The organism is Chryseobacterium sp. FR054, assembly GCF_056844565.1.
Map to the genome: position 1 here is coordinate 575,665 of NZ_JBXDSA010000004.1, position 24,870 is coordinate 600,534.

The following is a 24,870-nucleotide window of genomic DNA, read 5'->3' on the forward strand; positions in this document are numbered from 1 at the left end:
TCTTATCCCGATAACAACTTTTTTATTCTCCGGAAGTTCTCAGAAACCCCTGTATTCTGGCCAGTGCTTTTTTATGCTCGAAAAAATTAATCATCACAAAGAGTACTGTCATCTGTAAGACTAACGGAATTATCAGCATAAGAATTACCGGGAACAGGCTTACTGAATCTGCTGTTCTGAAATATTCAAAAGGATACGTTCCTTTCTTAAGAACGATCTGAAACATAGCATTGATGCTTACAATCAGTAATCCCGGATTTCGCTGATGCATGGTATAAAACAGTTTTCCCCGGTATTTAAAATTTCCTTTCAGATACCTTCTCATATCGGAATCAAAAATCCAGATACCCAACGGAACGAGAATGAATAATGAGTTCTGGAGCCTGAAAAGGGCCGTATACACTTCCTGATCTGCGGATAAATAAACCGACAGCATATTCACGGCAAAGGAAATCAGTACCAATAATAACGATTTCTTAAGAATAGCATGATGTTTCGAACGGGTTATTTCTTTTACAATCACAGGAATCTGCTCATTATAAAAAAACGGATACTGCGTCATTTTGAAATCGCTTTCCCATAACTTTTTGGCTTCATGGAATGCCTGATCAAATTCCAGATCTCTTTCCAGCTGAATATCTGTAATCTGGGAAGTCATATGATCTTTTATCTCCAGCAGTATATCCAACGGAAGCTTATACAGCATCAGATAGTCTGTGATCTGCTGTTCCTGTTCTCCGGAAATCATTTCGTAGGTCATTGTTTTTTTATAGCAGGTATTTTCTTTAAATCAAAACATTAATTCTTCTGGCGCTGTTGTATAAAAGCTGAATATTGGTCATCATCACATAGATGAAAAATATCCTCATCATCTCCGTATTCAGCAAATCCTGTGCATTGTACAGGGGAAATTCTTTAAAAAAGAAACACGCACCGATGCTGATGGCCGCCCCGATAACAGTATTTCTCAGCACCAGAGGATGAAAGCTAAACTGAAGATAACGGTAAAGATTCATTTTTCTCCAGATGAAATTATAGACTAAAAGTCCGGTTGTGATCACCCACAAAGTCATCTGCAGATAAATAAAAGCATCCGGGCTGAAGTACAGCAAAACGGAAAGTACAAGAGAGGAAATAACAGCGGTTACAGCAATATTTCTGAACCTGGACTGTACTGCAGTCTTTTCGATTCTTGCTATTTTTCTGAATGAAAACCGGTCTGCCCTTACCATTTCCAGCTCATGCTGCCAGTTTGTTTTTGTGATAAGGAAAGCTTCCTGAAATCCTATATTTCTTTCTTCCATCAGATCGGAGATCTGAAGCATAAAGTGGTCTTTGATTTCCAAAAGCAGTCCGTAACTTAATTTTCTTGAGGTGAGATACCGTACAATCTCGTTTTCTTCTATTATAGTGATCATATTTTCAGGTTATTTGTTTATTCTTATTGTATCAGGCTTCAGCAGCGGACTGTAAAAAACGCTTCATTCTGTTTAAGGTTTTCTTGTGTTCTGAAAAGCAGAAAAGTGCGAAAACACAGCTTGTCTGAACCAAAAAAGGAATTATTAAAGTGATCAGGAACATCAGTATATCGGAAACCGAATGTTCTCTGAAAAACTGATAGGCATAGTGCCCGTTTTTACCGGTGATCTGTACCATAGCGATCATACAGGTAATCATCAGCCCCATATTCTGCTGGTACATCGTATAAAAGCATCTTCCCCTGTATTTGAAATCTATCCTCATGTACTTCCGGATATGTATGTTTAAAAGCCATGTACAGCCCATTACCAATAGAAACATTCCGTTCAGTATCCTGAAAAATATTCCATATTGCTCCTGATCCCGTGACAGGTAGATGAGCATCATATTAATCCCGAAAACGATCAGCCCGATCAGCAGTGATTTTTTCAGGAATCCGTTATATTTTTCCTTTATTATCCTTTTGGCGATCAGAGGAATTTTTACCGGAAAAAACATCCGGTAACTGACGGTTTCAAATTCTCCCTTCCATGATTCTTTTGCTTTTGAAAAGGCATTTTCAAAACTTACATTTTCGTTGAGCTGAATATCCTGAACCTGGGCCGTCACATGATCCTTAATCTCCAGTAAAATATCCAGAGGAAGATTTTGGGATACCAGATAATCCATGACCTGGCTTTCCTGTCTTTCGGTCATCATATATTAAAGATCGTATTAAGGTTAAGCAGATAGTTTTTCATTTCATCTTCCTGTACTGCCTGCTGTTTTTTCCCTTTTTCCGTCAGCAGGTAATATTTACGGTCCCTGCCGTTGATCTTCAGGACTTCTGAAGTAATAATTCCGTCGCTTTCCAGTTTGTGAAGCAGGGGATAAAGTGCTCCTTCCGTCATTTCCAGTTCGCCCCGGGTAAGCTCTTTCGCTCTCTGGGTAATCTGGTAGCCGTACATTTTCACTTCTTTTGAAAGAAGTTTCAGAATAATGTTCTGCAGCGTTCCTTTATATAGACTGTTCTTTTTCAATGGAAATTGTTTTTATACCTTACAAATCTATGCATAATTTTCTTATGTATAAAAATTTCAGGTAAAAAATTTAACTTGCCGTATGAAAAAAATGTACTTCATCGCTGTTTACCCTTCTCAGGAGATCATTGATGAGATAAGGGTCTTTAAAACAGATCTTGCTCTTCACTATGAAAACTCCAAAGCTCTGAACAATGATGCTCACATCACCTTATTTCCCCCTTTCTCAAGGGAAACGGAACTGGAAAGCGACATCCATACAGCTTTTCAGAAGATTGATACGGATATGTCTCCTTTTGAAGTCGTGTTAAACGGTTTCGGAAGTTTTCCTAATCCTGAAAATCCTGTTTTATATGTAAAACCGGAATACAGTGAGAATTTAAATATACTTCATCAGCATGTGGCCCGGCAGTTCAGCTTTAACAAATATTCTTTCTCCCCGCATATGACGGTAGGATACAGGAATCTGACCTTTGAAAATTACCTGAAGGCATGGGAAATATATGAAAACAAAGAATACAAAACTAAATTCTTAGTTGACAAAATTCTATTACTCCGGTTTGATGGAAAATGGGTCCCGGTTGCTGAAAAAAAACTGGGTAAAAAGTAAGTTGTCCGGCAGCAGGTTTAAGAATATGTTTACATTTTATCTGAACCAATAAGACCGGATGAAGTAAAAAATCCCCTGCAAAACCTTATCTTTGAACCAATGATTTCAGAGAAGATAATTTTAGGCATTGACCCGGGTACCACTGTGATGGGATTCGGTATTATTTCCATTAAAAAAAGTAAAATGGAACTGGTTTCGATTCATGAGCTGATCCTTAAAAAATATCCCAATCACGAAACCAAGCTTAAATATATCTTTGAAAAAACCTTAGCCCTGATTGATGAATACCATCCCGATGAAGTAGCGCTTGAAGCTCCTTTTTTCGGTAAAAATGTACAGAGTATGCTGAAACTCGGCCGTGCACAGGGGGTTGCGATGGCCGCAAGTCTTTACCGGAACATCCCCATCACTGAATATTCTCCCAAAAAAATTAAAATGGCGATCACCGGGAACGGAAATGCCAGTAAAGAACAGGTAGCAGGAATGCTGCAGAACCTTCTGAAATTAAAAGAATTTCCTACCAAATACCTCGATGCATCCGATGGTCTTGCCGTTGCGGTATGCCATCATTTCAACTCCGGAAGTATAACGGATACCAAATCGTACAGCGGCTGGGAAAGCTTTCTGAAGCAGAATCCGGACCGCTTGAAATAAGTACCAATATCCGGCTCCTATTCAGAGGAAAAAAATTTGATAATCAGTCCGGAGCCATAAAATTTCAAAAAGCCAAATAAGCGCATTGATAGTCAATAACTTACATAAACAGCCGCAATTACTTGGTAAAACATAATACTATCTTTTACATTGGTATGATTTTTAGTATTACATTTGTATAAATTTTCAGTCATGAAAACAAAACAACAAACTATAAATCAGGCGAATCACGAAATTAACTGGTTCCAGAAGTTTCTGATGGTATGTTCCGGCGGAAACATTCATATTTTAAGAAAGACACCAAGCGAATGGAACAAGTTTTCAGGGATCGGGGGAATTGTTCTTTTTACTGCTGTATTTGCAACCCTTTCTGCAGGGTATGCGATGTATACCGTATTCGATAATATCTGGACTTCGGTAGGATTTGGTATCCTCTGGGGACTGATGATCTTTAATCTGGACCGGTACATTGTTTCTTCCATAAAAAAAACGGGTTCCTGGTGGAATCAGGTTTTAATGGCTATCCCCCGTCTGGTCCTCGCTACATTTCTGGGGATTATCATTTCAAAACCACTGGAGCTTAAGATTTTTGAGAAAGAGGTCAACAAACAGCTGAACACTATCATTCAGAGAAATAAGAAACAGCTTCAGGGCGAAATGAACGGGAGAATCCTTCAGCAAAGCGGCCCTTTTGAAACAGAAAAAAAGCAGATTGCCGAAAAAACAGCTCAATATCAGATAGCCTACGACTCTGCTTCCGTAGAACTTGAAAAAGAAATCCTGGGAAAACAGTCCGGATTAACCAGTGGAAAAGAAGGTTACGGCCCCAATGCCAAACGTAAACAGGAGCTGAAAGAACAGCGAAGACAGGATCTTGAAAACTTCCGGAAGCAAACGGCTCCAAGACTCGAATATCTTGATAAGGAAATTTCAAAGGTATACACCAATCTGGAAACGGAGAGAAAATCTACGGAAACCTTTGAGGACAAATTCAACGGGTTTGCTGCCAGACTGCAGGCGCTGGATGAGCTGGGGAAAAATTCTGCCATTATCGGGCTGGCCGCAGCATTTATCATGGGACTTTTTATCTGTCTTGAGATTTCTCCGGTTCTGGTAAAGCTGATCTCCCATGTAGGACCTTATGACCATCTTCTGGAAAAAACAGAAAATGATTTCAGGCTGTATGCCAAAGAAAAAATCGAAAAGGGTAATGCACTCACCGATTTCCGTATTGATGATTTTAAAGATAATTTAAAAAAATAGCGTATTTTTCCTCCATGATTATTGATAAAGAAGAGATTCAGAAGAAAAAGAAAAAACTGGACGACTGCAAAACATTTCTGAAAAAGGAGTTCATCGGAATAGATAAAATTATTGATGATTTAATGGAATACATCCAGATCTGGTACCTGATGCCTGAAATCCTGACGCGCCCTGTAATTATCAATTTATGGGGAATGACGGGGGTTGGAAAAACAGACCTGGTAAGGAAAACCGTAAGCTTTCTGGGATTTCAGAACCGTTTTGTAGAAATAGAACTCAGCAATAATGATGAAACTTCGTGGAGCAAGAGTGTCTCTGATATCTTTCAGAGCAACCGTCTCAGCGATGAAAAGCCGAGTATTGTACTCTTTGATGAAATTCAGCGTTTTAATACCATTGAAGCTGACGGAAGCCCTGTTTCCCAAACCCGTTTCACAGATTTCTGGGAACTTCTGAGCGACGGACGTTTAAGTAAACGGGAACGTGACGACCTGGAACATTATCTGTTTTCTTATCTGATCCGTAAAAAAGAAAATGAAAGAAGAAAGCAGAGCGGGGAAACAGAAGTGGATGAAAATCCGTACCTGAACCTGTGGGATGCCAAAGAACTCAAGAAATACCTCAGCATGGAGGATGATGTGATGAGCATTATCGACATGAAAGAGGAAGATATGATCAAACTGATCCTGAAAAAGCAGAAAGAGAAAAAGATCTACGAACCAGTAGATTACAGTAAGATGCTGATCATCATCAGCGGAAACCTGGATGAAGCGTTTCAGATGTCCCGCGAAACCAGTGAGGCCGATGTGGATGCCAATATCTTCCATGCGTTTACCCGGAAGATAACGATGGTGGATATCAAAAATGCATTGTCCAGAAAATTTCGTCCTGAGCAGGTAGCCAGATTCGGAAATATTCATCTGATTTATTTTTCTTTAAGAACAGAGGATTTCCAGAAACTGATTCAGAGAGAGATCAGTAATCTTAAACAAAAAACAAAATCAAAATTTGGTGTCAGCTTAAAAATCAATAAAAACATCAATGCCCTGATCTACCGAAACGGTGTATTTCCTGTACAGGGAGTACGTCCTGTTTTCAGCAGTGTGGTGGATATTCTGGATACCAACCTCAGTAAGTTTCTTTTTGAAGCGGTTATTCATGATGACAAAACCATAGAAATTGATTATCTGGAGGAGCAGAAAGTCATTACCGGAAAAATAGGAAACAGAAAAATTGAGATCCCGTACACAGGAAGAATTGACAAGATACGCCAGGCCAACCAGCCTGATACGGTAGCCAATATCAGTGTTCATGAATGCGGGCACGCTGTTTCATATATTTTACATACCGGGTTTGCTCCCTTACAGCTCAAAAGCAAAGTAGCCAGCAGCTATGCCGCCGGATTTACTTTCCCGCACCAGATTCATGATACCAAAGAAAGTATCCTGAACAGGATCAAAATCTATCTGGCCGGAGGTATTGCCGAAGAAATTATCTTCGGAGAGAACAATGCCAGTATAGGCAGAAGCCACGACCGTGAACAGGCCACGGCACTTGCCGCGGATTATATCCGCAGATATGGGTTTGATGAGGAATATCAGGCCTCGTACAGCCTTGAAGACTATCCGCACCGTATGCAGCAAAATCTCACTGACGCAAAGATTGAAAAGCTCATGCAGGAACTTGTACAAAAAACAAGGGAAGATCTGCTTCTTCATATTGATCTTCTGAAAGACATGAGCAGAGAACTCAGCAAAAAAGGAAGTATGCTGCCGAAAGAAATTTATGAAACAGCAAAAAAACACCATCTGGATGTCAGCATAAGAGAAGAAGGTTATCTTCACATTACCAACTATAATGACATGCTTGATTCTTTATAAAAAATCTACACTTTAATAGATATACATTAATAAAATATTACCTTTTAGTTAATTCTAAAAGGTTTTTTCTATATAATCAATTTATAATAGAATATTTTATAATTTTACCATCACTAAACTGTTTGTCATGAAAAACTTTATTATTGCATGTACACTGCTGATCTGCAGTACATTTACCTCTACTTTAAAAGCACAGATTGAACCTTATGTGGGACAAATTATCTTCGTTCCTTACAACAGGGTTCCGAATGGATGGGCTGAATGCAACGGCCAACTGATGTCCATAAGCCAGAATGTAGCATTATTCTCTCTGATAGGAACTACTTTCGGAGGTGATGGGGTTACTACTTTTGCTCTTCCTGATATGAGGGGAAGATCTATGATTGGTCAGGGCCAGGGGCCAGGACTTAGTAATTATGTTGTAGGGCAAAGCGGAGGTGCAGAATCCGTAACGTTACTATCTTCTCAGATGCCTGCTCACTCACACACCATCAATGCAGTGACTTCAGAGGGCAATGAGAACACTCCTGCAGGCAATCTTCCGGCGGACACTAAAATTCTGGATAAGGAATACTCCAGTGCCAATGCCAACACTACCATGAAAGCCACTATGGTAAACCCAACGGGAGGAAACCTTCCTCATGAAAACCGCTCGCCTTTCGTTGCCATAAGATGCCTTATTGCATTACAGGGAATTTATCCATCTTTTAATTAATAAATGATGAAAAATTTGTACTTATTAGCCCTGGCTCTGGGAAGTTTAGTCTCTGCACAGACTATTACTTTCAATGGCTGTCATAATTTGTTTGACAATCAGAATTTTGTATTCACGAAAACCGGAGTTGATGCCCAGAACAAGAATATCTATATCACAACGCCGGTAGACGGACAACCCTGTGGAGGACTGGGATCCTGCGAATTTAAAATCCAATGGAACAACTCCTTATCAAGATGGGAATTTCTTGCGGATGACGGTGACGGAGATTTTGCAACGCCTAACCTCATCTACTATAATTCTACCGGAAATAGTACCAGCCCGAGACCGCCGAGCAACACATTCGGATTATGGGTTGAAAATACAGCCATTACCAGCGGACAGTGCGGAGGGAACCTCAACGGAACCAATTCCACAATGACGGGTGATGTGCACAGTACCACACTGGGAACTTCTGAAATGACAGCCGCGAAAATCCGGATTTTCCCCAATCCTGCTTCAGATGTGATTTCTATTTCCGGAATTAACGATGGCAAAGCCATACAAATCTATAATATAGACGGAAGGCTGGTAAACTCGGAAGATTTTGCCGAAAAAATCAATGTTTCTCAACTGTCTGCAGGAACATATATTTTAGTGGTGACCACTAAAAATTTCGAAAAACTTGAATTTAAGTTCGTTAAAAAGTAAGGCATTTTATAATATTAATGATTATCAATACAGCCTTCAGATTTCCTGAGGGCTGTTTCTGTTATTTAAAAAGGAATATTTTTTGATGAAAGTATATCATGCCATCAAGCGTTGTGAATAGCTTTATTTATTTTCCGGAAACTGAAATATTGAGAATTGTATATCAGTCGGGTGCTGTATATGATTATTTTAAAGTTCCGTTTTCTATTTATGATAAATTTAAATCGGCAAAATCTAAGGGAAAGTTTCTGAATACAGTGATAAAACCCAGATTCAGATATTCTAAAAAGTAAGCGAAAGTATAACCATAAAAAATGCCTCCACTTTATTCGGGAGGCATATCAGAATATATTGAGAAAAATTATTTAATGATCAGTTTGGAAGTTTTACTTTCTTTTCCATTGGATATCTGTATCATGTAAACTCCTTTTTCAAGCTGCTGATCGATTCTGTAAATTCCGTTTCTTTCTTCTGCTACCGACGGATTAGCCACAAGTCTTCCGGACATATCAGAAATTGAAACTTTCAGATTCTTTCCGTTTTTAGCTTTAATAAATACTTTATCTCCCGTAGCCACCGGATTAGGATAAATCGTCAGGTCATCATTATCTGCTTTTACTTCAGCGGTTCCCAGAGTAGTTACAAACTTTACGGTATAATCTTCCGCCTGCCCGTATTTCAGCTGGCCGCAAGGGGTAATGTTTGTATTTTCATCATCCACAATCACCCTCATTCTTAATGGTGTATCAAGTATTGTAGATGCAGGAGCTGTAAATGCAGCATTGAAAGTACCTATTGATGTGGTAGGATCGGCAACGATATTGTCTCCTGAAGCGATCAGTTCATTGGCTTCAAAAGTTCCGTTGTTGTTAAAATCGATCCAGGCTCTTACATCATTGTCACTCCCGGAAACATTCACCTGAAGATTGTGTGACTGGTTGATTAAAAGCTGGGTTGTTGTTGCTTTCAGACAGCCTGAGCCGGTATAATCTTCATAAAAACTGGTATTATTCTGCCAGATTCCCGTAGTCGCATTATTGATGTTTCCTAATTTCACCAGTGTAGGCCCTACAAAATAGTTTGCCAGAGTGGTTACTCCCGTAGGTGAACAGGCTGCAACAGGTGTTCCTATATTTGCCGTAGGCGCAGGAGCAGTTGCTCCAAGAGAAGTACTCAAGGATCCTCTCATTAAAAAGAAATAGGTTGCCGCTCTGTCGTGCTGGCCATTGGTAAATTTAAATGCAGGGGGATTGGTATAGTTCATCATATTATACTGAACTCCCTGATAATTGGCTCCCGTGCAATAATTCATATCATTGTTGGTTGGCACCTGAAAGTCATTGAGAAGACTTCGGGATCTTTCTGTATCGCATACTCCGTCATCATCCTGATTACAGTTGTTGTTGGTCTCTGCCGGGCAATAAGTAGTGGAAGATGTTCCCGCAGGCGGATTTGAATTCGCATTTCCAAAAGTATGAAGAAGTCCCATACTGTGCCCGAATTCATGGGCAAGCGTTACATCATCCTCCAGGGTTACTACAAAAGATTTCATAAATGATTCATATCCGGAATCGGGGTTGGCAGGTAAGCCGGCCCAGCCCATAATTCCGTAGCCTCCACCTCCATCTACTTTATTCATGATATAAATGTTAAAGTAAGATGCTTCCGGCCAGTGTGGTGCAATTGTTTTTACCTGTGCTGTTGTAACTCCGTTATTACCCTGACGTTTTACGCCATAGGTATCATAACCGGCAAGCGTTCCTCCGTTGTATCTTACAATACCTGTGGTAGGATTGCAGTTGGGATCTCTTTTAGCCAGTACCAGCTTTATAGGCATCGTTGCCGCTGTTCCAAAATCATCCGGAATCCCGTCTGCCCACTGATAAGTTCCTGCATACATCTGATTACAGTGATCCAGCCATGCCTGGATTTCTGCGTCTGTTTTATTATATGATGTGCCGATAGCAGCGTTTGAAGGCACAATAACGTGTACAACAACCGGAATTTCGTAAACTCCGTTCAGCGTTTTAAAAGCGGCTCCGTTACCTGCCGAACCCTTCTTATTTGATGACAGGATCTTATTACGGATACCGTAAATCATGTTATCTATTTCTTTATTCTGTTTTTCAAATGGAGCCTGAGCCTCATCCAAACCGCATAATTTCACCTGCTGTGCAGATAAAGAAAAAGATACCAGCATTAATCCATAAAGGAAAGTTTTTTTCATTTCTAAATTTTTCAAATTGATATTCCAAATATATTTTTCTTAAAACATACACACCTAACACAAAAAGCGCATATACTTCAAAAATTATTACAGTTAGTTGAAAAAAATGATTTTTGTTACAAATTTTTATGAATTTTCCTGAAAATAATTAAATTGAACAATAGCTTTCAGTTAATTATTTTAAAAAAACAATCAAAACAGGGTGAATCCCCATAAAAAAACGGGTTGTCTCAGAAATGAAACAGCCCGTTTTTTTATGATAAAACCCGATATTATAATGAATAATTCGGTGCTTCCTGCGTGATAATTACGTCATGAGGGTGAGATTCTTTTAATCCGCTTCCCGTGATCATTACCATTTTGGTATCTTTCTGTAATGCTTCAACATCTTTAGCCCCACAGTATCCCATACCTGCTCTCAGACCTCCTGTAAGCTGGAAAATCACATCTTCCAGTTTTCCTTTGCTCGGAACTCTTCCTTCAATTCCTTCAGGAACGAATTTTTTGGCCTCACTCTGGAAATATCTTTCTTTTCCACCTCTCTTCATTGCGGAAAGACTTCCCATTCCCTGGTATGTTTTGAATTTTCTTCCCTGGAAGATAATCTCCTCACCCGGTGCTTCATCTGTTCCTGCTAAAAGTGAACCTAGCATTACCGCTCCTGCTCCGCTTGCAATAGCTTTTACAATATCGCCGGAAAGCTTGATTCCTCCGTCTGCAATTACGGCTACATTTTTAGTCTTTGCATATTCATACACATTATAAATGGCAGATAACTGAGGAACTCCTACTCCTGCCACAACTCTTGTGGTACAGATAGATCCGGGACCTACCCCGACTTTAAGGACATTGGCCCCCGCTTTGATCAGATCTTCGGCAGCTTCAGCCGTTACAATATTTCCACCCACAATATCCAGATCCGGATATGCTTTTCTGATTTCTGAGATTTTATCCAGAACTCCTTTTGAATGTCCGTGGGCAGAATCGATACCGATAATATCCACTCCGGCCTGAACCAAAGCTGCGATTCTTTCCAGTGTATCTTCTCCTACTCCAACTCCGGCCCCTACAATAAGGCGTCCGTTTTCATCTTTATTGGCATTAGGATATTCTAACTGGTTATCAATATCTTTAATGGTAATTAAGCCAACCAGCTTATTGTCCTTATCTACAATCGGAAGCTTTTCTACTCTGTTTTTAAGAAGAATTTCTTTTGCTTTCTCAAGATTGGTATCTTTATCGGAAGTGATGAGATTATCTTTGGTCATGATCTCTTCTACTTTCATGTCCAGATTCTCCTGGTATTTCACATCCCTGTTGGTGATGATCCCGATCAGGACATTATCCTTATCTACAACCGGAAGACCTGAAATTTTGAATTTTGCCATCAGCTCTTTGGCCTGGCCGAGGGTATGATCTTTGGAAAGAGTTACCGGGTCAGAGATCATTCCGTTTTCGGAACGTTTTACTCTGTTTACCTGTGCTGCCTGCTCGGCAACCGGCATATTTTTGTGGATAAATCCAAGCCCTCCCACTCTTGCCAGGGCAATAGCCAGATCAGCTTCTGTAACGGTGTCCATTGCAGCGGAAACGATCGGAACATTCAGCGTAATTTTGTCGGTAAGTCTTGATTTTAATGAAACCTGATTAGGTAAAACTTCTGAATAAGAAGGTACTAGAAGAACGTCATCGAAAGTGATGGCTGTCTCTACAATTTTGTTATGAATAGACATCTTTACTTTCTTTGCAAAATTAGGTTATTTTGATGAGATATGAAAATCCTTTTTGATAGTTTAAATAAAATTTAATAATCAATAACTTAAATCAAAAAACCGCTCTTATGTGAACGGTTTTTCTGTACAAAATAAATAAAGTGTTATATGAAACTACTTGTTTTCAGTTTAGGTGGATATATCAGTTTCAGATTATTTTACAACCTGCCCGCTTTCATCCAGCCTGTCAATATGGGTCTGATTATTTTTATCAATATATACCCGAAGCCGGATTCGGCCATTGGTATCTTTTATAAAAAGCCCTACATCTCCGTTGGCCGCTTTTCCTGCAAAAAATCTTTCGCTGGTGAGTTTTCCTTCTGCCCTTAATTTTGCATATGCTCTTTTGGAAGCGGCAGGATCATTGAGACGTTTTAAAGAATCTTCGAATCTGATGATCTCTTCAATAGGGAAATCGTCCGGACGGTCCCATAATTTCAACCCGTAGGTCCGGTTCTTCTGATCTCCCGTTCCTTCAGTATACTGCAGTTGCATGATCTGATCTGTTTTTCTCTGATCTACGGAGTATACCATCCCAGATCCGCTGTCATCCGCTCCGTATACAAGCCCGCCACATTCATCACCCAATTCATTGAAGAAAATAAGACCGGCATTCCTTTCCCTGGGCTTAAGGTTTTTATTATTAAACATTCCGGGATGCTGGCGTTTCTGATTGCTGATCACCATTTTCAGTTTTCCGTCTTTCTCAATGATATTGATCCGTTCCACATCAATCTCTTCAAAGCGCTGTTTTGAATTCTGATTTTTAAATGCCAGAAAGAAAAACAGAATACATGCGGCAGTAAGGCATCCTGCGTAAATTTTAAGGATACGCACTTCTCTGATTAATTTTTCCATGTTAAGATTTTTTTTGGGGGGAGGAATGAATACCAACTACCGGTCTGACGCAGCATTGATCATTCTGGAGATATCATCTGCCGTAAAGTTTCCTTTAACATCTACAAAAACCAGATCTTTGGCAGAGTTTACCGTGATCAGCATATTTTTAATAGCATCACCGTCCTGTTTTACCCGGATATTCACATTATCTCCATCGTGCTTGATGGTAGCCCATTCTTCGTAATGATTACGGTTCAGATAACCGGCATAGTCATTCAGCATGGCACTGCTGCCGTTTTCTACTGTCATTACCTTTATTTTGGATATCTTTTTAACCAGCCTGATAACTTCTTCACTTTCCCCGTCTTCCCTCAACACCTTCTTTATATAAGGCTTTGCGAGAAACATCGGAACATTCACACTTAAAAATTGGGCTCCTTCAAAATCATAGCTTTTGTCTTTAAAAAAAGCCATATTCGGTTTCCCGGATACTACGCAGGACTGAAGCATGACAATGGCCAGAAAAGCGCAAAAAATGTTTTTAAGAGTTTTCATGGTTAATTTGTTTATTTTATTTGTCGGAAACTTCCTCCTGAAACTTTGTCTACCTTTACATCCAGTTCCGGATTTCCTTTTAATCTTACGGCAGCTCCTGAAGAAGCTCTTACCTTCAGCTTATCCGTTACAAACAGGGAAAGGCTGGCTCCTGATGTAGACTGTGCGGTAGCGGTACCGATCTTAAGACCATCTGCATCGCAGGCAGCCCCGCTGCTGATATCAATGGTTGCAGATTCTGCTTTCCCGGATATTGATGCGCTTGCACCACTTGAAGTATCCAGCGTTAACTTCTGAGTGGAAATCTCAGCATTTAAGACTGCTCCTGAGTTGATGCCTACACTCGCCACCTCTCTGACATTGAATTTACCTTTAATTGCACCGCCTGATGATGCACCTATCTTTAAATTATCTTCTGTTACCTGGTTTACCGCCGTAAAAACAGCACCGGTAGAAGTTGTGATCTCATTAATATGAGGGGCTGAAACATTCACGTTCAGATTTTTAAACCTCAGATTCCTTACCCCTTTGTTATCTACATAGATTTTTAAGACTCCGCCTTCTACTTTGGTAATTACATACTGGAGTTTATCTGCATCTGCGAGCACCTTCACACTTCTTGTATTTTCCTGTTTATAGATGACATTCACACCCAGGCTGGCGTCTATTTTAGAGAATTCCCCTACATTTCTGCTGTCCCCGTTCAGATAAGAAGATGCATTATCCGAGGTAAAGGAACTTTTCATGGAAGATTGTGAAGAACTGACTGCCACTTCGCTGGAATTGATGATCTTATTCACATCAGACAGTTTCATTTTACCGTTGAGGATAAAGATAATGTTCTCTTCTTTGGAATCTACATTGAAAATCAGATTCTCAAGATAATTGTCTTTTTCAGTTTCAGCCAGGAATTTCATAGAAACACCATCGCTGTTCATAGACATCAGCTCATTGAATTTAAGACTGTTTAATGCTCTGTTTACTTTACTGGACTGCTGCTCATTCAGCTTGATCTGTTCCAGGTTTTCATTTTTGAGATGATCCGGGAATGTGATTTTAGGAATGATGAGAAGCTTAAGGCCGTCTACCTCATTCAGAATGGGTTTGATCTTGCCTACATATTCGTCATTAATATCAAGGGTATTCAGTAATTTGAACATAGGTTTCTTGATATTGATGGAAGTTACGCCACCACTTTTCTCAAAACTCTGGAAAAGCTGATTAAGCTGCTCGGTCTGTGCCGGGAAGGTCACCAAACCGCTTAACATAATGGTTAATATATATAATATCTTTTTCATGGGGTTGATTGGGGGTTAATATTCATTGTCAATGCTTTCATTTTTCTGGGAAGTGGCTACTGTCTTTTTAAACTCATTACCCAATTTCATAAAGGAATATTTTGCAACATCAATTGCTTCTTTTTCACTGCTGATTCTCTTTCCGTTGACAATCACATAAGAGTCATCATATTGTGTGGAATCATTAACATCTTTGCCGTTCTGAAAGGAGGAACTGCTTACATATCTCGGCTTGGTCTCCTTTTTCAGGCGGCCTCTTTTCGGAAGGATCTCATCCATAACATCTTTTTCCGCCACCGGATTATCCTGAAAGATAGAATCTTTTTTGGCTCCGGAAATAGAATCTGTGTGATTAACGGCTACCTGCTCCTGATGATCATTATTCTCTTCAATAAATCCTGATTTCTGTTTCAGCACTTCATCTTTTACCAGTTTTTCTCTGTCCTGAACACTGGTATTCAATCCATTAAACACCCAACCGATACTGAGCAGGATCAGCAGTCCCGCAGCCAGCCAGCCCCATTTCGGGAAAGAGGGCTTTTTCTTCAGAGGGATAACCGGGACATCTTTTGTTTCGGTATTTCCTTCTTGTGTCTGCTGAAGAAAATCCTCGAAATTCCAGTCCATTTTCTCTTCCTTTATTTCACGGAAGATTTCGTCGTATTTATTTTGAAATTGATCTTTGCTCATAGCTCATCAGTTGTGAAATTTGTTCTTTTACTTTCTGCCTGGCGCGCATCAGGTTTACTCTTACTGCATTTTCTTCCATTTCCAGCATTTCGGAAATTTCAGATACCTCATATTCTTCTACGTCTTTCAGATGGATCACCATTTTCTGTTTTTCAGGGAGCTGGTTGATAAAGCCAACTATATGTTCCTTCAGATTGTTGACATCCATGCTGTACAATTCTGACCTGTGAAGCTGCATATCTGCAAATCCCAGCTTCACATCGTGATGCTTCAGACGGTTCAGGCACTCGTTCCGTACAGATTTCAAAGCATAGGAGCGGAAATTTCCAAACTGCTCCAGTTCATCTTTTTTCTGCCAGAACTTCATCATCAGGTCCTGTACTACGTCTTCTGCCTCATCACTGCTCATGACGAATCTTTTCGCAAAACGATACATCTCGTCTTTGAGAATAAACACCGTATTCTTAAAAGTTTCTTGGGTCATGAGTTTTGTTTCTGTAAGTAAGACAACTGCCTTTTCATTTTTATTACATCATATAATAAAAAAGTTGATTTTTTTTATTAAAATTTTTCACACACCGGATGCTCAGTACATTTTTTTTCCTCCAGTCTCTTTATATATGGAGCTTTTCCGTAGAAAACAGCCGTGACTGATCTCCTGATATCAAACTCCTAAAATTACACTATTTTCTTTATAAAAGAATGGAATAATCTATTATCGGTAACCCAAACTGGTTCTCAGGAACGTGGAATTGCAGAATAAAATAATTATATTTAATACGAAATAACCATTACATTGAAAATGAACATCAAAATCAGCAAACCATGCCCTGAAAAATGGGAAACCATGCAGAATACTTCTGAAGGAAAATTCTGCGAAAAATGTTGCCAATGTGTTGCAGATCTTACAGATAAAACGAATGAACAGATTCAGGATATGCTCAATAATTCCGGAGATAAGGAAATCTGTGGAAAAATTCCCTCTCTGTCTATGTTTGCGGCAGGCATTATTCTGGTGACCAATCTGAGTTTCGTGCAGGCCCAGGCTAAAACAGATCTTACCACAGCTACCGAACAAAAAACCGCTGCTACAACAAGGTTATCCGGAAAGCTTATTTTCAAGCCGGACAAAAAAGAAATTGCCCATGCTGAAGTTTTCTTCCTTAGCAAAAGCAGGTATTTCAAAACATTAACAGATGAAAAAGGAAATTTTGTTCTGGAAATCCCGAATGAATTTATTGAAAAGAAAAATGTTCTGTATTTTGATTTCGAAGAGCTCAATAAAAGCCTCAGAGAAGCCTACCGTATAACGCCTGCCGATACGATGAATGGAGATACATACGAAAATACATCCGTATTCTTCTCTAAAAATGAAAAAATCAACAATCTTGAATTTCAGATTGATTCGGAGCATTATTACCTGGGAGGACTCTTTACATCTGATGAAAGACCTCCTGATTACTACTATTTCAATGGCAAGAGTATCAGTGAAAGAAAATTTGAAAAGCTGCAGAAGGAAAACCCGGATTATCAGTTCTTCTTTTTTAAAGATAAGGAAGCTGAAGTGATTTCCGGAAAAAGCTACTTAAACAGCCTGCGTTTATTGTATTCCAATTAAAAAAAAACCTCCGTTATCTCCGGAGGTTATTGTTCTAGTATGTATCAAAAATATGTTTTAAAATTGCCTTGTCGTCATCTGTCAAAGCTACTTTTCTTCTGGCCATAGCTCTTTCTGCCACTTCATAAACCTTATCCAGTCTGAATCTTTCATCATCTTTCAGTCCGCCCCATGAAAAGTTCTCCACCAGATTGGGAGGAAATCCCGGTTTGAAAATATTGGAGGCTACCCCAATCACAGTTCCTGTATTCAGCTGGGTGTTAATGGCTGTTTTGGAATGGTCTCCCACAATCAGTCCGGCAAACTGCAGTCCTGTATCTTCAAAAGCTTTGGTACGGTAGTTCCAGAGTTTTACCTGACTGTAATTGTTTTTAAGGTTGGATGAATTGGTATCAGCTCCGAAATTACACCATTCCCCGATCACCGAATTTCCAATGAAGCCTTCATGGCCTTTGCTGGAATAGCCGAAGATAATAATGTTATTCACTTCACCGCCTACTTTGCAGTGAGGTCCGATGGTTGTAGCACCATAGATCTTAGACCCCAGATTGAATTTGGAATCTTCTCCCAATGCGACAGGGCCACGAAGATTGCAGCCTTCCATCACCTCAGCGTTTTTCCCGATGTAGATCTTTCCGGTTCTGGTATTTAATGTTGAAAATTCCACCTGGGCTCCTTCTTCAATGAAAAGATCTTTTTTATCTCCTAAAAAGCCGTTGGTTGCAGAAAGTTCCTGAGAAGTTCTTCCCCGGGTAAGAAGATCAAAATCAAAATCGATGGCATGGTGATTATAGGTAAAAAGATCTGCCGGTCTCTTGAAAAAGATCAGTTCTTCCTTAATATCGGTCATTTTTTCGATCTGGTTCAGAGAAAAACCTTTCATATTGATTCTGGCAGCCACCAGTTCATCTTCATATACCAATGCTTCCCCCTGTTTAAGATCTCTGATCTGCTGAATCACGGTTTCCGTCGGCAGGAAGTTGGTCACCAGGAAAAGACTTTCCTTATCTTCGGGCTCTTTGAATTTATGCTGAAGGTAGGTTTCCGTAAAATAGGAAACTTCGGTATTTCCGAGGATTTTCTGCCATCTTTCGGAGAAGGTAAGGATGCCGCACCGCATGGCAGCAACGGGACGGGTAAAAGTAAGCGGAAGAAAATCTTCCCAATATTGTGCGTCTGAAAATACTAATTGCATTGTCTGGATATTAAAAGTTAGAGATCAGAAACAGAGACTGAAAGAAACCGGATCAATTCTGTATTCCGGTCTGATATTCAGATTCCGCTTCTGTTCAGAACAAAAATACGAAAACACAGGAATATAAAATGTCTTATATCATTGAGTTTATTTGTTAGATTATAGGTTTTGGCCAAAGCCAATGGATTTTTGTTTCATATTTTTAAACGGGCTAAAGCCTGTTCCAATTGAATATATCCGTCATTTTACATAGTCATGGCAGACAGGAACATTAATTCAATCTTTCACTGATCAGAACCCAATGGCCTGGATTTTCCAATATTGAATACTACCCAAACAAAAAAGTCTCCCAAAACCGGAAGACTTTAATATTTTTATATTCAAAAAATTACTTAGCGAATTTTTTGTATTTGTTCATGAACTTATCAACTCTACCTGCAGTGTCAACTAATTTCACTTTACCAGTGTAGAAAGGGTGAGAAGTTGAAGAGATTTCCATTTTGATCAGTGGATACTCCTGTCCTTCGTATTCGATAGTGTCTTTTGTTTCTGCAGTAGACTTGCAAAGAAACACCTCGTCGTTACTCATATCTTTGAAAACAACAAGTCTATAATTTTCTGGGTGAATTCCGTTTTTCATAATACAATTTTTAAAAAATTAAAGTTTGCTTTCGAAATAGTAATGGATATTTCTCTGCTAATTTTAGGTTGCAAAAGTACAACATTTTTTCTAATTTCCAAATACCCTGTTCAATATTTTTTTCTTGATAAGAAATTCAAAGTATTTTCGTTAAATTTGGAATCTATTTAAACTTTAATTTCAATGAAATTCAAATTATTACTGGCTTTTTCTTTCTGGATGCTTCTGGTAGCGGTATCATGTAATAAAGACGATATTACATTTGACGCGCCTTCACAGCTGTTGAGTTTTTCAAAAGACACCGTATTCTGTGACACAGTTTATCATCAGGTGCGTTCTGAGACCTATGCTGTAAAAGTATATAATAATGAAGATAAAGATGTTCTGATCCCAAGAATCAGTCTGGAGAAAGGAGCTTCTTCTTTATACAGAATCAATGTGGACGGAAAACCGGGATATGATTTTAAAGATGTTCCGCTGAGAAAGAAAGACAGCATGTATATTTTTGTTGAAATTGCTCCCGAAGCTACGGGACCGGAAGCGATTGCTGAAGATAAAATTCTTTTTAACAGTGGGGCCGGCCAGCAGCATGTCACCTTATTTTCAGTCGTTCAGGATGCCGAGTTTTTTATTCAGACTCCCGGCAATCCCAATGTAATTTCCAATCATACGACCTGGAATAGCAATAAAGCCAAGATTATTTATGGTGATCTGACTATTGATCCCAATATCACTCTGGATATCCAGCCCGGAACTAAGGTTTATTTTCATAAAAACAGCGGAATGAAAGTTTCAGCAGGAGCTTCCCTGAACATCAACGGAGCTTTAAATGATGAAGTGATCCTTCGCGGAGACAGGAATGATCCTTATTATGATACGATTCCTAAAAACTGGAACTCCATCAGAATGGAAGCAACCTCCAATCTTAATATGAACTATGCAAGACTTTTAGGAGGTACAAGAGGACTGGATATGAAACAGGCCAACGCCAATATCAGCAATTCATTCATCCATACCTTTTTTGAATATGGAATTTATGCCGTAGGTTCGGTTGTTAATGCCAAAAACCTGGTAATGAACAACTGTGGGGAATCCTGTATCGGAATTTTCAGAGGAGGAAATCACAGCTATACCCACTCCACCATTGCCAATTACTCCAAAACGATGGGCAGCTTCAACAGACTTGGAATCTATGCGACGAATGAATGGAAAAATGCTGCCGGACAGACAGAGCAGGGAGCCCTTCAGCGTCTTGATATCAAGAACTCTATTGTTTATTCGGACCGGGATAATTCGGTTAATTTTGAACAGACTCCGGGGCAGCAGTTTGAATACCTGCTTCAGAACACGTTAATAAAATATTCCGGAGTATCGGAAGCCGGTTTCACTTTTGACAGTAATATGAATGTGGTACAAAGTTTTAAAAATGAAGATCCACAGTTTCTGAATTATTTTGCCGCGAAAATGAACCTGCGGGTTAAATCCACTTCGCCGGCAAGAGGAAAAGGAAATACCGCTGTGGCAGGGACGGTTCCTTTCGACATTGTAAACGTATCAAGAACTTCTAATCCTACTTTGGGAGCTTATCAATAATGGAAATTACACAGCTGCAGCAGCAGGTAGACGAGTGGATCAAAACCATCGGGGTCCGTTATTTTAATGAACTTACCAATATGGCTATGCTTACCGAAGAGGTAGGTGAAGTCGCGAGGATTATTGCCCGGAGATACGGTGAACAGAGCGAAAAAGAAAGTGATAAAAGCAAAGATCTGGGAGAAGAACTGGCCGATGTACTGTTTGTGACTTTATGTTTAGCCAATCAGACCGGGGTAAATCTTCAGGAAGCTTTTGATAAAAAAATGAAGATCAAGACCGACCGGGATAAAGAAAGACATCAGAACAATGAGAAGCTGAAATAATATGAAGAGAATTTTGATCTCTGCCTTACTTTTCACCTGTATCCTTGCATACAGCCAGGTTTCCGTTCCTTACAGGATCGGGAACAGATTCGGTATTTCGGACACATCGGGAAAAATGATCATTCCGGCAGAATATGACAAAATAGATATTTCCACGCTGCATCCGGGAGAATTTACAGCTTCTAAAGGCAACACCGCAGACAGCTTTACATCTACCTATATTTATGGGAATAAAATTGTCCTCAAAGACAGCCGCTATAATTTTTTCAATGAAAATTATTCTTTGGTGAATGCAGTAAAAATAGATAATCTTCAGGGCTTTTATTCTTCGGAGGGTGTCGGATACTCTACCACAGATGTGTATACTCTGGATGGGAAAAAAGTATTTGACCGTTCGTTCAGAAATGTATATTATGTGGAAGACGATAAAAAACCGGCACTGAAAGATGAGATTTTAGTGCTGCTCAACGAGCTGAACGATAGTTATTCATTGATTCTGCTCGACAAAAAAACGCTGAAAATATCCAGAACATTTTTTGAAAATGCACAGAAAAGCACAACGGATTACAATAAGTTTCCAAAATCTTTCAGCATCACGTATTCCACACCGCCACTGTCTAAAAAAAAGCTGACCATCAACTTTGAAAACGGCAAGGTTAAGGATTTTTCTGAAGAAGCCGTAAGAGAAGAGAGATCATCTTCAGGGTACGGAAGCTATTCTTCAGGATCCGGCTCTTATTATAATGAGACAATTAAACCTTACCCGTCTGAAGGAACAAAACCACAACAGCCGCTTCCGGAAATGAAAAAAATATCGGCCTCCAAGAAATATACGGAACCTTTCAGCCGGAAAAAAACGGAAATAAATAAAGCTGAGCTTTCCCCGAATGCAGTTCTAAAGACCGTGAACGGAAAAACAGGATTTTTTGATACCACTAAAAATGACTGGATCATTCCGGCAGAATACGACGAGATCACCATGATGAGTACCTACTGTGCTTTCTGCAGTATTTATATCGTTAAAAAAGGAAAGCATTATCAGATCCTGGAGTTTAACGGTGATGAGAAAAAGCTGTATCAGGCTAAGTTTGAAATGCTCCCTCTTCTGGAGAAAAAAAATTACGGCAAAGAAGGTTTTCACCTCATCGAGCTTTATGACCAGAACGGAAATTTCTTCTGCTATGCCGATCAGAACGGGGTAAAATTTTATAAACAATGAAGCAACAATCAAAATGAAGTTAGAAAAATCAGAATTAATAGGAGATAAAACCATACAGATCAGCGGTTCGAAAAGTATTTCGAATCGTTTGTTGATTTTGGAAAGTGTATTCAGAAACATCAAAATCGGAAATCTTTCCAACTCCCAGGATACACAGCTTTTAAAAAAAGCTTTATCTGAAAATACAGAAACAGTGGATATTCACCACGCCGGAACTGCCATGCGCTTCCTTACCTCATATTATTCCATTATGGAAGGAAAGACCATCGTTCTTACCGGATCCGGGAGAATGAAAGAAAGGCCGATCAAAAATCTGGTGAGTGCCCTGAAAGATCTGGGAGCAGAGATTGAATATCTGGAAAATGAAGGTTTTCCTCCGTTGAAAATCACCGGAAAAAAGATCACTCAGGATAAAGTGAATGTTCCTGCAGACATTTCCAGCCAGTTTATCACCTCTCTTCTTCTGATTGCCGGAAAACTGGAAAACGGATTGGAAATTCATCTTGCAGGCCATGTTACTTCCAGATCCTATATTGAAATGACGCTGGATATCCTGACAAGATTCGGAATAAAGAACAGCTTTGAAGGAAACACAATAAAAGTAGAACCTTTCAACGGTGAAACCCAGACAACTGATTATGAAGTGGAAAGCGACTGGAGCTCGGCTTCTTACTTCTACTCCATCTGTGCATTGGGAAGAAAAACCATTCACCTGAAAAGCTTTTACAAAAAGTCTACCCAGGGAGATTCCGCTATTGCCGGAATTTATGAGAAGTTCTTCGGAATCAAAACCCTCTTTACTGAAGATGAACATAAGATCACCCTTCAGCCGGTACCCGATTTCGTTTTCCCGGAAAAAATCGCTCTGGATATGAACAACTGCCCGGATATTGCACAAACTCTTTGTGTAACGGCTGCTGCATTAAAAATCCCTTTCGATATTTCAGGACTGGGAACTTTAAGGGTAAAGGAAACCGACAGGCTTCTGGCTTTATACAATGAACTGAAAAAACTGGGAACTGAAACTGAAATCACAGACCTGACGATCCGTTCAGTCAGCTTTGGAGAACCGGAAGAACATATTTCCATTAAAACGTATCAGGATCACAGAATGGCCATGAGCTTTGCCCCGTTCTGCCTGATGGGAGAACTGAATATTGAGGATGAAGAGGTAGTGGAAAAATCGTATCCGATGTTCTGGGAAGACCTTGAAAGCGTAGTTGCCCATTAAGTTGAAAACCTGAAAATGCAGTAATTTGAAAATGTTATGCCACATTGTTTCAGATTACTGTATTTTTATATATAATTCCAATCATGAAATACCTGATTTTATTAACCTTATTCCCAGCATTTCTTTGGGCACAATACTTACGCCCGAATGAAGAAACCGTCTATTCCTTTGAAACCAAAAACGGAAAGAAAATGGCTTTGGTAAAGGATAAAAATAATGAATATATCCAGTACCGGTTTGGAAGTAAGAACAAAGTTGAAATGGAGTTTCCCGCCGAAAGAAATAAAGAAAGCTGGAAAAAATTCACCTATAATTCCTATTACAGAGGCGGAGGAAAACAAAATTCGGGAATGGAGCTGAATTATCTTTTATTCACCAACAACGGTTACAGCTACAAGCTTTACAGAACCTACCAGGCGGAAGACGAATCATATTCTGCCGGAGTCACTGTAACAGACAGCAAAGGCAGGGAAACTGATATTGCCGGCAGCTATAAAACCGTGAAAGGACATCTCAGCAGTCTGGAAGATAACAAGCTGATAAAAAAAGAAGATTTCGGTTTATAATTTCAATTTCTGCTCAGAATGAAAATTCTTTTCTTTGCCGCCGTTCTGTTGGGTTTAAATTTTCAGGCACAAAACCTGAAAGATTTCAATATACCTAAAGGCTATCAGAAAATAGCTGAAGCTAAAGGAGATCTGGATAAAGACGGGAAAGAAGAGACTGTATTCGTTTTCAATACCCATATAAAAAGTAATTCCAAGTTCGATGGCAATAACGGCGTTGTGAGGGCTCTGTATATTATAAAAAATAATAACGGAAAATCTCGGATCTGGAAAGAGAACAGAACACTTCTTTTTTCCAGCGGAACGGGATTCTATCCTCAGGACAATTCGCTGAAAATTGAAATTAAAAACAATACTTTTACAGTGGAGCAGCAATTTTCTACCAATTCACGGCACACTCAGGCTTACCGTCATATTTTCAGATTTCAGAACGGAGATTTTTACCTCATCGGTTCCCGGGATGAATTTGATGATACCTGTGATTTTGAATTCCTGAATGAAATTAATTTTTCAACCGGCAAAGCTGTGATCAACAAAAAGTATTCCTCCTGTGACGATGATGCTGAAATTCCTGACGATTACCACAAAGAATTTATCCATCCGTTTAAACCACTGATCCGGATGGATGATTTCAGAATCGGGGAAAATAAAATCAAAGTTCCCGGCTCGGATGAATACTTATATTTTTAGAATACCAGGCGGATTCAGTTTTAACAGCAAGTTTCTTATTTAATCTCTTTCCGGGATAAGGTTTGAAGACGGAAGAGGAAAGCCATGTAAGTCATCAATA

At 39.4% G+C, this 24,870-nt stretch carries 27 protein-coding genes; 14 read left to right on the top strand and 13 right to left on the bottom strand.

Annotated features, from left to right (window positions below; translation table 11 throughout):
* Nucleotides 1-22 precede the first annotated feature (22 nt).
* The 4 genes from AC106S_RS18835 to AC106S_RS18850 are packed head-to-tail and all read right to left on the bottom strand — an operon-like array spanning nt 23 to nt 2,498.
* Nucleotides 23-760: a hypothetical protein gene (locus AC106S_RS18835; protein WP_482441211.1), complete on the bottom strand. Its 738-nt coding sequence runs from the start codon at nt 758-760 to the stop codon at nt 23-25.
* Between the two features lie 25 nt (nt 761-785).
* A complete protein-coding gene (locus AC106S_RS18840; RefSeq protein WP_482441212.1) occupies nt 786-1,418 on the bottom strand; it encodes a hypothetical protein in 633 nt (210 codons plus the stop codon).
* A 31-nt stretch (nt 1,419-1,449) separates the two neighbouring features.
* Nucleotides 1,450-2,178 carry a hypothetical protein gene (locus tag AC106S_RS18845; protein ID WP_482441213.1) on the bottom strand — a complete coding sequence of 243 codons (729 nt, stop codon included), beginning with the start codon at nt 2,176-2,178 and terminating at the stop codon, nt 1,450-1,452.
* Nucleotides 2,175-2,498 (bottom strand): PadR family transcriptional regulator, encoded by a 324-nt coding sequence (locus tag AC106S_RS18850; protein WP_482441214.1) that lies wholly within the window; start codon nt 2,496-2,498, stop codon nt 2,175-2,177. The genes AC106S_RS18845 and AC106S_RS18850 overlap by 4 nt, the downstream gene beginning before the upstream one ends.
* An 82-nt stretch (nt 2,499-2,580) precedes the next feature.
* Here AC106S_RS18850 and AC106S_RS18855 point away from each other — a divergent pair, with 82 nt between their 5' ends.
* The 7 genes from AC106S_RS18855 (at nt 2,581) to AC106S_RS18885 (ending at nt 8,603) form a co-directional block, all read left to right on the top strand.
* Nucleotides 2,581-3,108, top strand: coding sequence for a 2'-5' RNA ligase family protein (locus AC106S_RS18855; RefSeq protein ID WP_482441215.1), 528 nt, complete (start codon nt 2,581-2,583; stop codon nt 3,106-3,108).
* A 99-nt stretch (nt 3,109-3,207) separates the two neighbouring features.
* A complete protein-coding gene (gene ruvC, locus AC106S_RS18860) occupies nt 3,208-3,762 on the top strand; it encodes a crossover junction endodeoxyribonuclease RuvC (protein ID WP_482441216.1) in 555 nt (184 codons plus the stop codon).
* A gap of 192 nt (nt 3,763-3,954) precedes the next feature.
* Nucleotides 3,955-5,025 (top strand): DUF4407 domain-containing protein, encoded by a 1,071-nt coding sequence (locus tag AC106S_RS18865; RefSeq protein WP_482441217.1) that lies wholly within the window; start codon nt 3,955-3,957, stop codon nt 5,023-5,025.
* A gap of 14 nt (nt 5,026-5,039) precedes the next feature.
* Nucleotides 5,040-6,905 carry an AAA family ATPase gene (locus AC106S_RS18870; RefSeq protein WP_482441218.1) on the top strand — a complete coding sequence of 622 codons (1,866 nt, stop codon included), beginning with the start codon at nt 5,040-5,042 and terminating at the stop codon, nt 6,903-6,905.
* A 127-nt stretch (nt 6,906-7,032) separates the two neighbouring features.
* Nucleotides 7,033-7,620, top strand: coding sequence for a phage tail protein (locus tag AC106S_RS18875; RefSeq protein ID WP_482441219.1), 588 nt, complete (start codon nt 7,033-7,035; stop codon nt 7,618-7,620).
* A 3-nt stretch (nt 7,621-7,623) separates the two neighbouring features.
* Nucleotides 7,624-8,310, top strand: coding sequence for a T9SS type A sorting domain-containing protein (locus AC106S_RS18880; protein ID WP_482441220.1), 687 nt, complete (start codon nt 7,624-7,626; stop codon nt 8,308-8,310).
* 98 nt (nt 8,311-8,408) lie between these two features.
* Nucleotides 8,409-8,603, top strand: coding sequence for a KTSC domain-containing protein (locus AC106S_RS18885; protein ID WP_482441221.1), 195 nt, complete (start codon nt 8,409-8,411; stop codon nt 8,601-8,603).
* A 68-nt stretch (nt 8,604-8,671) separates the two neighbouring features.
* Here the strand turns inward: AC106S_RS18885 and AC106S_RS18890 are convergent, their stop codons facing one another.
* The 7 genes from AC106S_RS18890 to AC106S_RS18920 all read right to left on the bottom strand — a co-directional run bounded on the left by AC106S_RS18890 (nt 8,672) and on the right by AC106S_RS18920 (nt 16,176).
* Nucleotides 8,672-10,537, bottom strand: a complete 1,866-nt coding sequence (locus tag AC106S_RS18890; RefSeq protein ID WP_482441222.1) for a zinc-dependent metalloprotease — start codon at nt 10,535-10,537, stop codon at nt 8,672-8,674.
* Nucleotides 10,538-10,809: 272 nt separating this feature from the next.
* Complete coding sequence (gene guaB / locus AC106S_RS18895; protein ID WP_482441223.1) at nt 10,810-12,270, bottom strand: IMP dehydrogenase; 1,461 nt, start codon at nt 12,268-12,270, stop codon at nt 10,810-10,812.
* A 192-nt stretch (nt 12,271-12,462) separates the two neighbouring features.
* A complete protein-coding gene (locus tag AC106S_RS18900; RefSeq protein WP_482441224.1) occupies nt 12,463-13,167 on the bottom strand; it encodes a hypothetical protein in 705 nt (234 codons plus the stop codon).
* Nucleotides 13,168-13,203: 36 nt separating this feature from the next.
* Nucleotides 13,204-13,704 carry a DUF4252 domain-containing protein gene (locus AC106S_RS18905; RefSeq protein ID WP_482441225.1) on the bottom strand — a complete coding sequence of 167 codons (501 nt, stop codon included), beginning with the start codon at nt 13,702-13,704 and terminating at the stop codon, nt 13,204-13,206.
* 11 nt (nt 13,705-13,715) lie between these two features.
* On the bottom strand, nt 13,716-15,002 hold the full coding sequence (locus tag AC106S_RS18910; RefSeq protein ID WP_482441226.1) for a DUF4252 domain-containing protein: 1,287 nt from the start codon (nt 15,000-15,002) through the stop codon (nt 13,716-13,718).
* A gap of 15 nt (nt 15,003-15,017) precedes the next feature.
* A complete protein-coding gene (locus tag AC106S_RS18915) occupies nt 15,018-15,692 on the bottom strand; it encodes a hypothetical protein (protein ID WP_482441227.1) in 675 nt (224 codons plus the stop codon).
* Nucleotides 15,667-16,176, bottom strand: a complete 510-nt coding sequence (locus AC106S_RS18920; protein ID WP_482441228.1) for an RNA polymerase sigma factor — start codon at nt 16,174-16,176, stop codon at nt 15,667-15,669. The genes AC106S_RS18915 and AC106S_RS18920 overlap by 26 nt, the downstream gene beginning before the upstream one ends.
* A gap of 318 nt (nt 16,177-16,494) precedes the next feature.
* On the opposite strand from AC106S_RS18920, the gene AC106S_RS18925 reads away from it, so the two are divergent.
* Entirely contained in the window at nt 16,495-17,310 is an 816-nt protein-coding gene (locus AC106S_RS18925) for a hypothetical protein (RefSeq protein ID WP_482441229.1), read from the top strand.
* Nucleotides 17,311-17,344: 34 nt separating this feature from the next.
* Here the strand turns inward: AC106S_RS18925 and AC106S_RS18930 are convergent, their stop codons facing one another.
* A complete protein-coding gene (locus AC106S_RS18930; RefSeq protein ID WP_482441230.1) occupies nt 17,345-18,505 on the bottom strand; it encodes a GlmU family protein in 1,161 nt (386 codons plus the stop codon).
* A gap of 388 nt (nt 18,506-18,893) precedes the next feature.
* Nucleotides 18,894-19,145, bottom strand: coding sequence for a type B 50S ribosomal protein L31 (locus tag AC106S_RS18935; RefSeq protein ID WP_002976190.1), 252 nt, complete (start codon nt 19,143-19,145; stop codon nt 18,894-18,896).
* Between the two features lie 183 nt (nt 19,146-19,328).
* Here AC106S_RS18935 and AC106S_RS18940 point away from each other — a divergent pair, with 183 nt between their 5' ends.
* From AC106S_RS18940 to AC106S_RS18965, 6 genes are all read left to right on the top strand, one after another.
* On the top strand, nt 19,329-20,738 hold the full coding sequence (locus AC106S_RS18940) for a hypothetical protein (protein WP_482441231.1): 1,410 nt from the start codon (nt 19,329-19,331) through the stop codon (nt 20,736-20,738).
* The gene (locus AC106S_RS18945) at nt 20,738-21,064 is read left to right on the top strand and encodes a nucleotide pyrophosphohydrolase (protein WP_034731670.1); all 327 of its coding nucleotides are present in this window, start codon (nt 20,738-20,740) and stop codon (nt 21,062-21,064) included. The genes AC106S_RS18940 and AC106S_RS18945 overlap by 1 nt, the downstream gene beginning before the upstream one ends.
* 1 nt (nt 21,065) lies before the next feature.
* A complete protein-coding gene (locus AC106S_RS18950; protein WP_482441232.1) occupies nt 21,066-22,283 on the top strand; it encodes a WG repeat-containing protein in 1,218 nt (405 codons plus the stop codon).
* A 13-nt stretch (nt 22,284-22,296) separates the two neighbouring features.
* Nucleotides 22,297-23,514, top strand: a complete 1,218-nt coding sequence (locus tag AC106S_RS18955; protein ID WP_482441233.1) for a 3-phosphoshikimate 1-carboxyvinyltransferase — start codon at nt 22,297-22,299, stop codon at nt 23,512-23,514.
* 83 nt (nt 23,515-23,597) lie between these two features.
* Nucleotides 23,598-24,080, top strand: a complete 483-nt coding sequence (locus tag AC106S_RS18960) for a hypothetical protein (RefSeq protein ID WP_482441234.1) — start codon at nt 23,598-23,600, stop codon at nt 24,078-24,080.
* A gap of 18 nt (nt 24,081-24,098) precedes the next feature.
* Nucleotides 24,099-24,770 (top strand): hypothetical protein, encoded by a 672-nt coding sequence (locus tag AC106S_RS18965; RefSeq protein WP_482441235.1) that lies wholly within the window; start codon nt 24,099-24,101, stop codon nt 24,768-24,770.
* Nucleotides 24,771-24,870 lie beyond the last annotated feature (100 nt).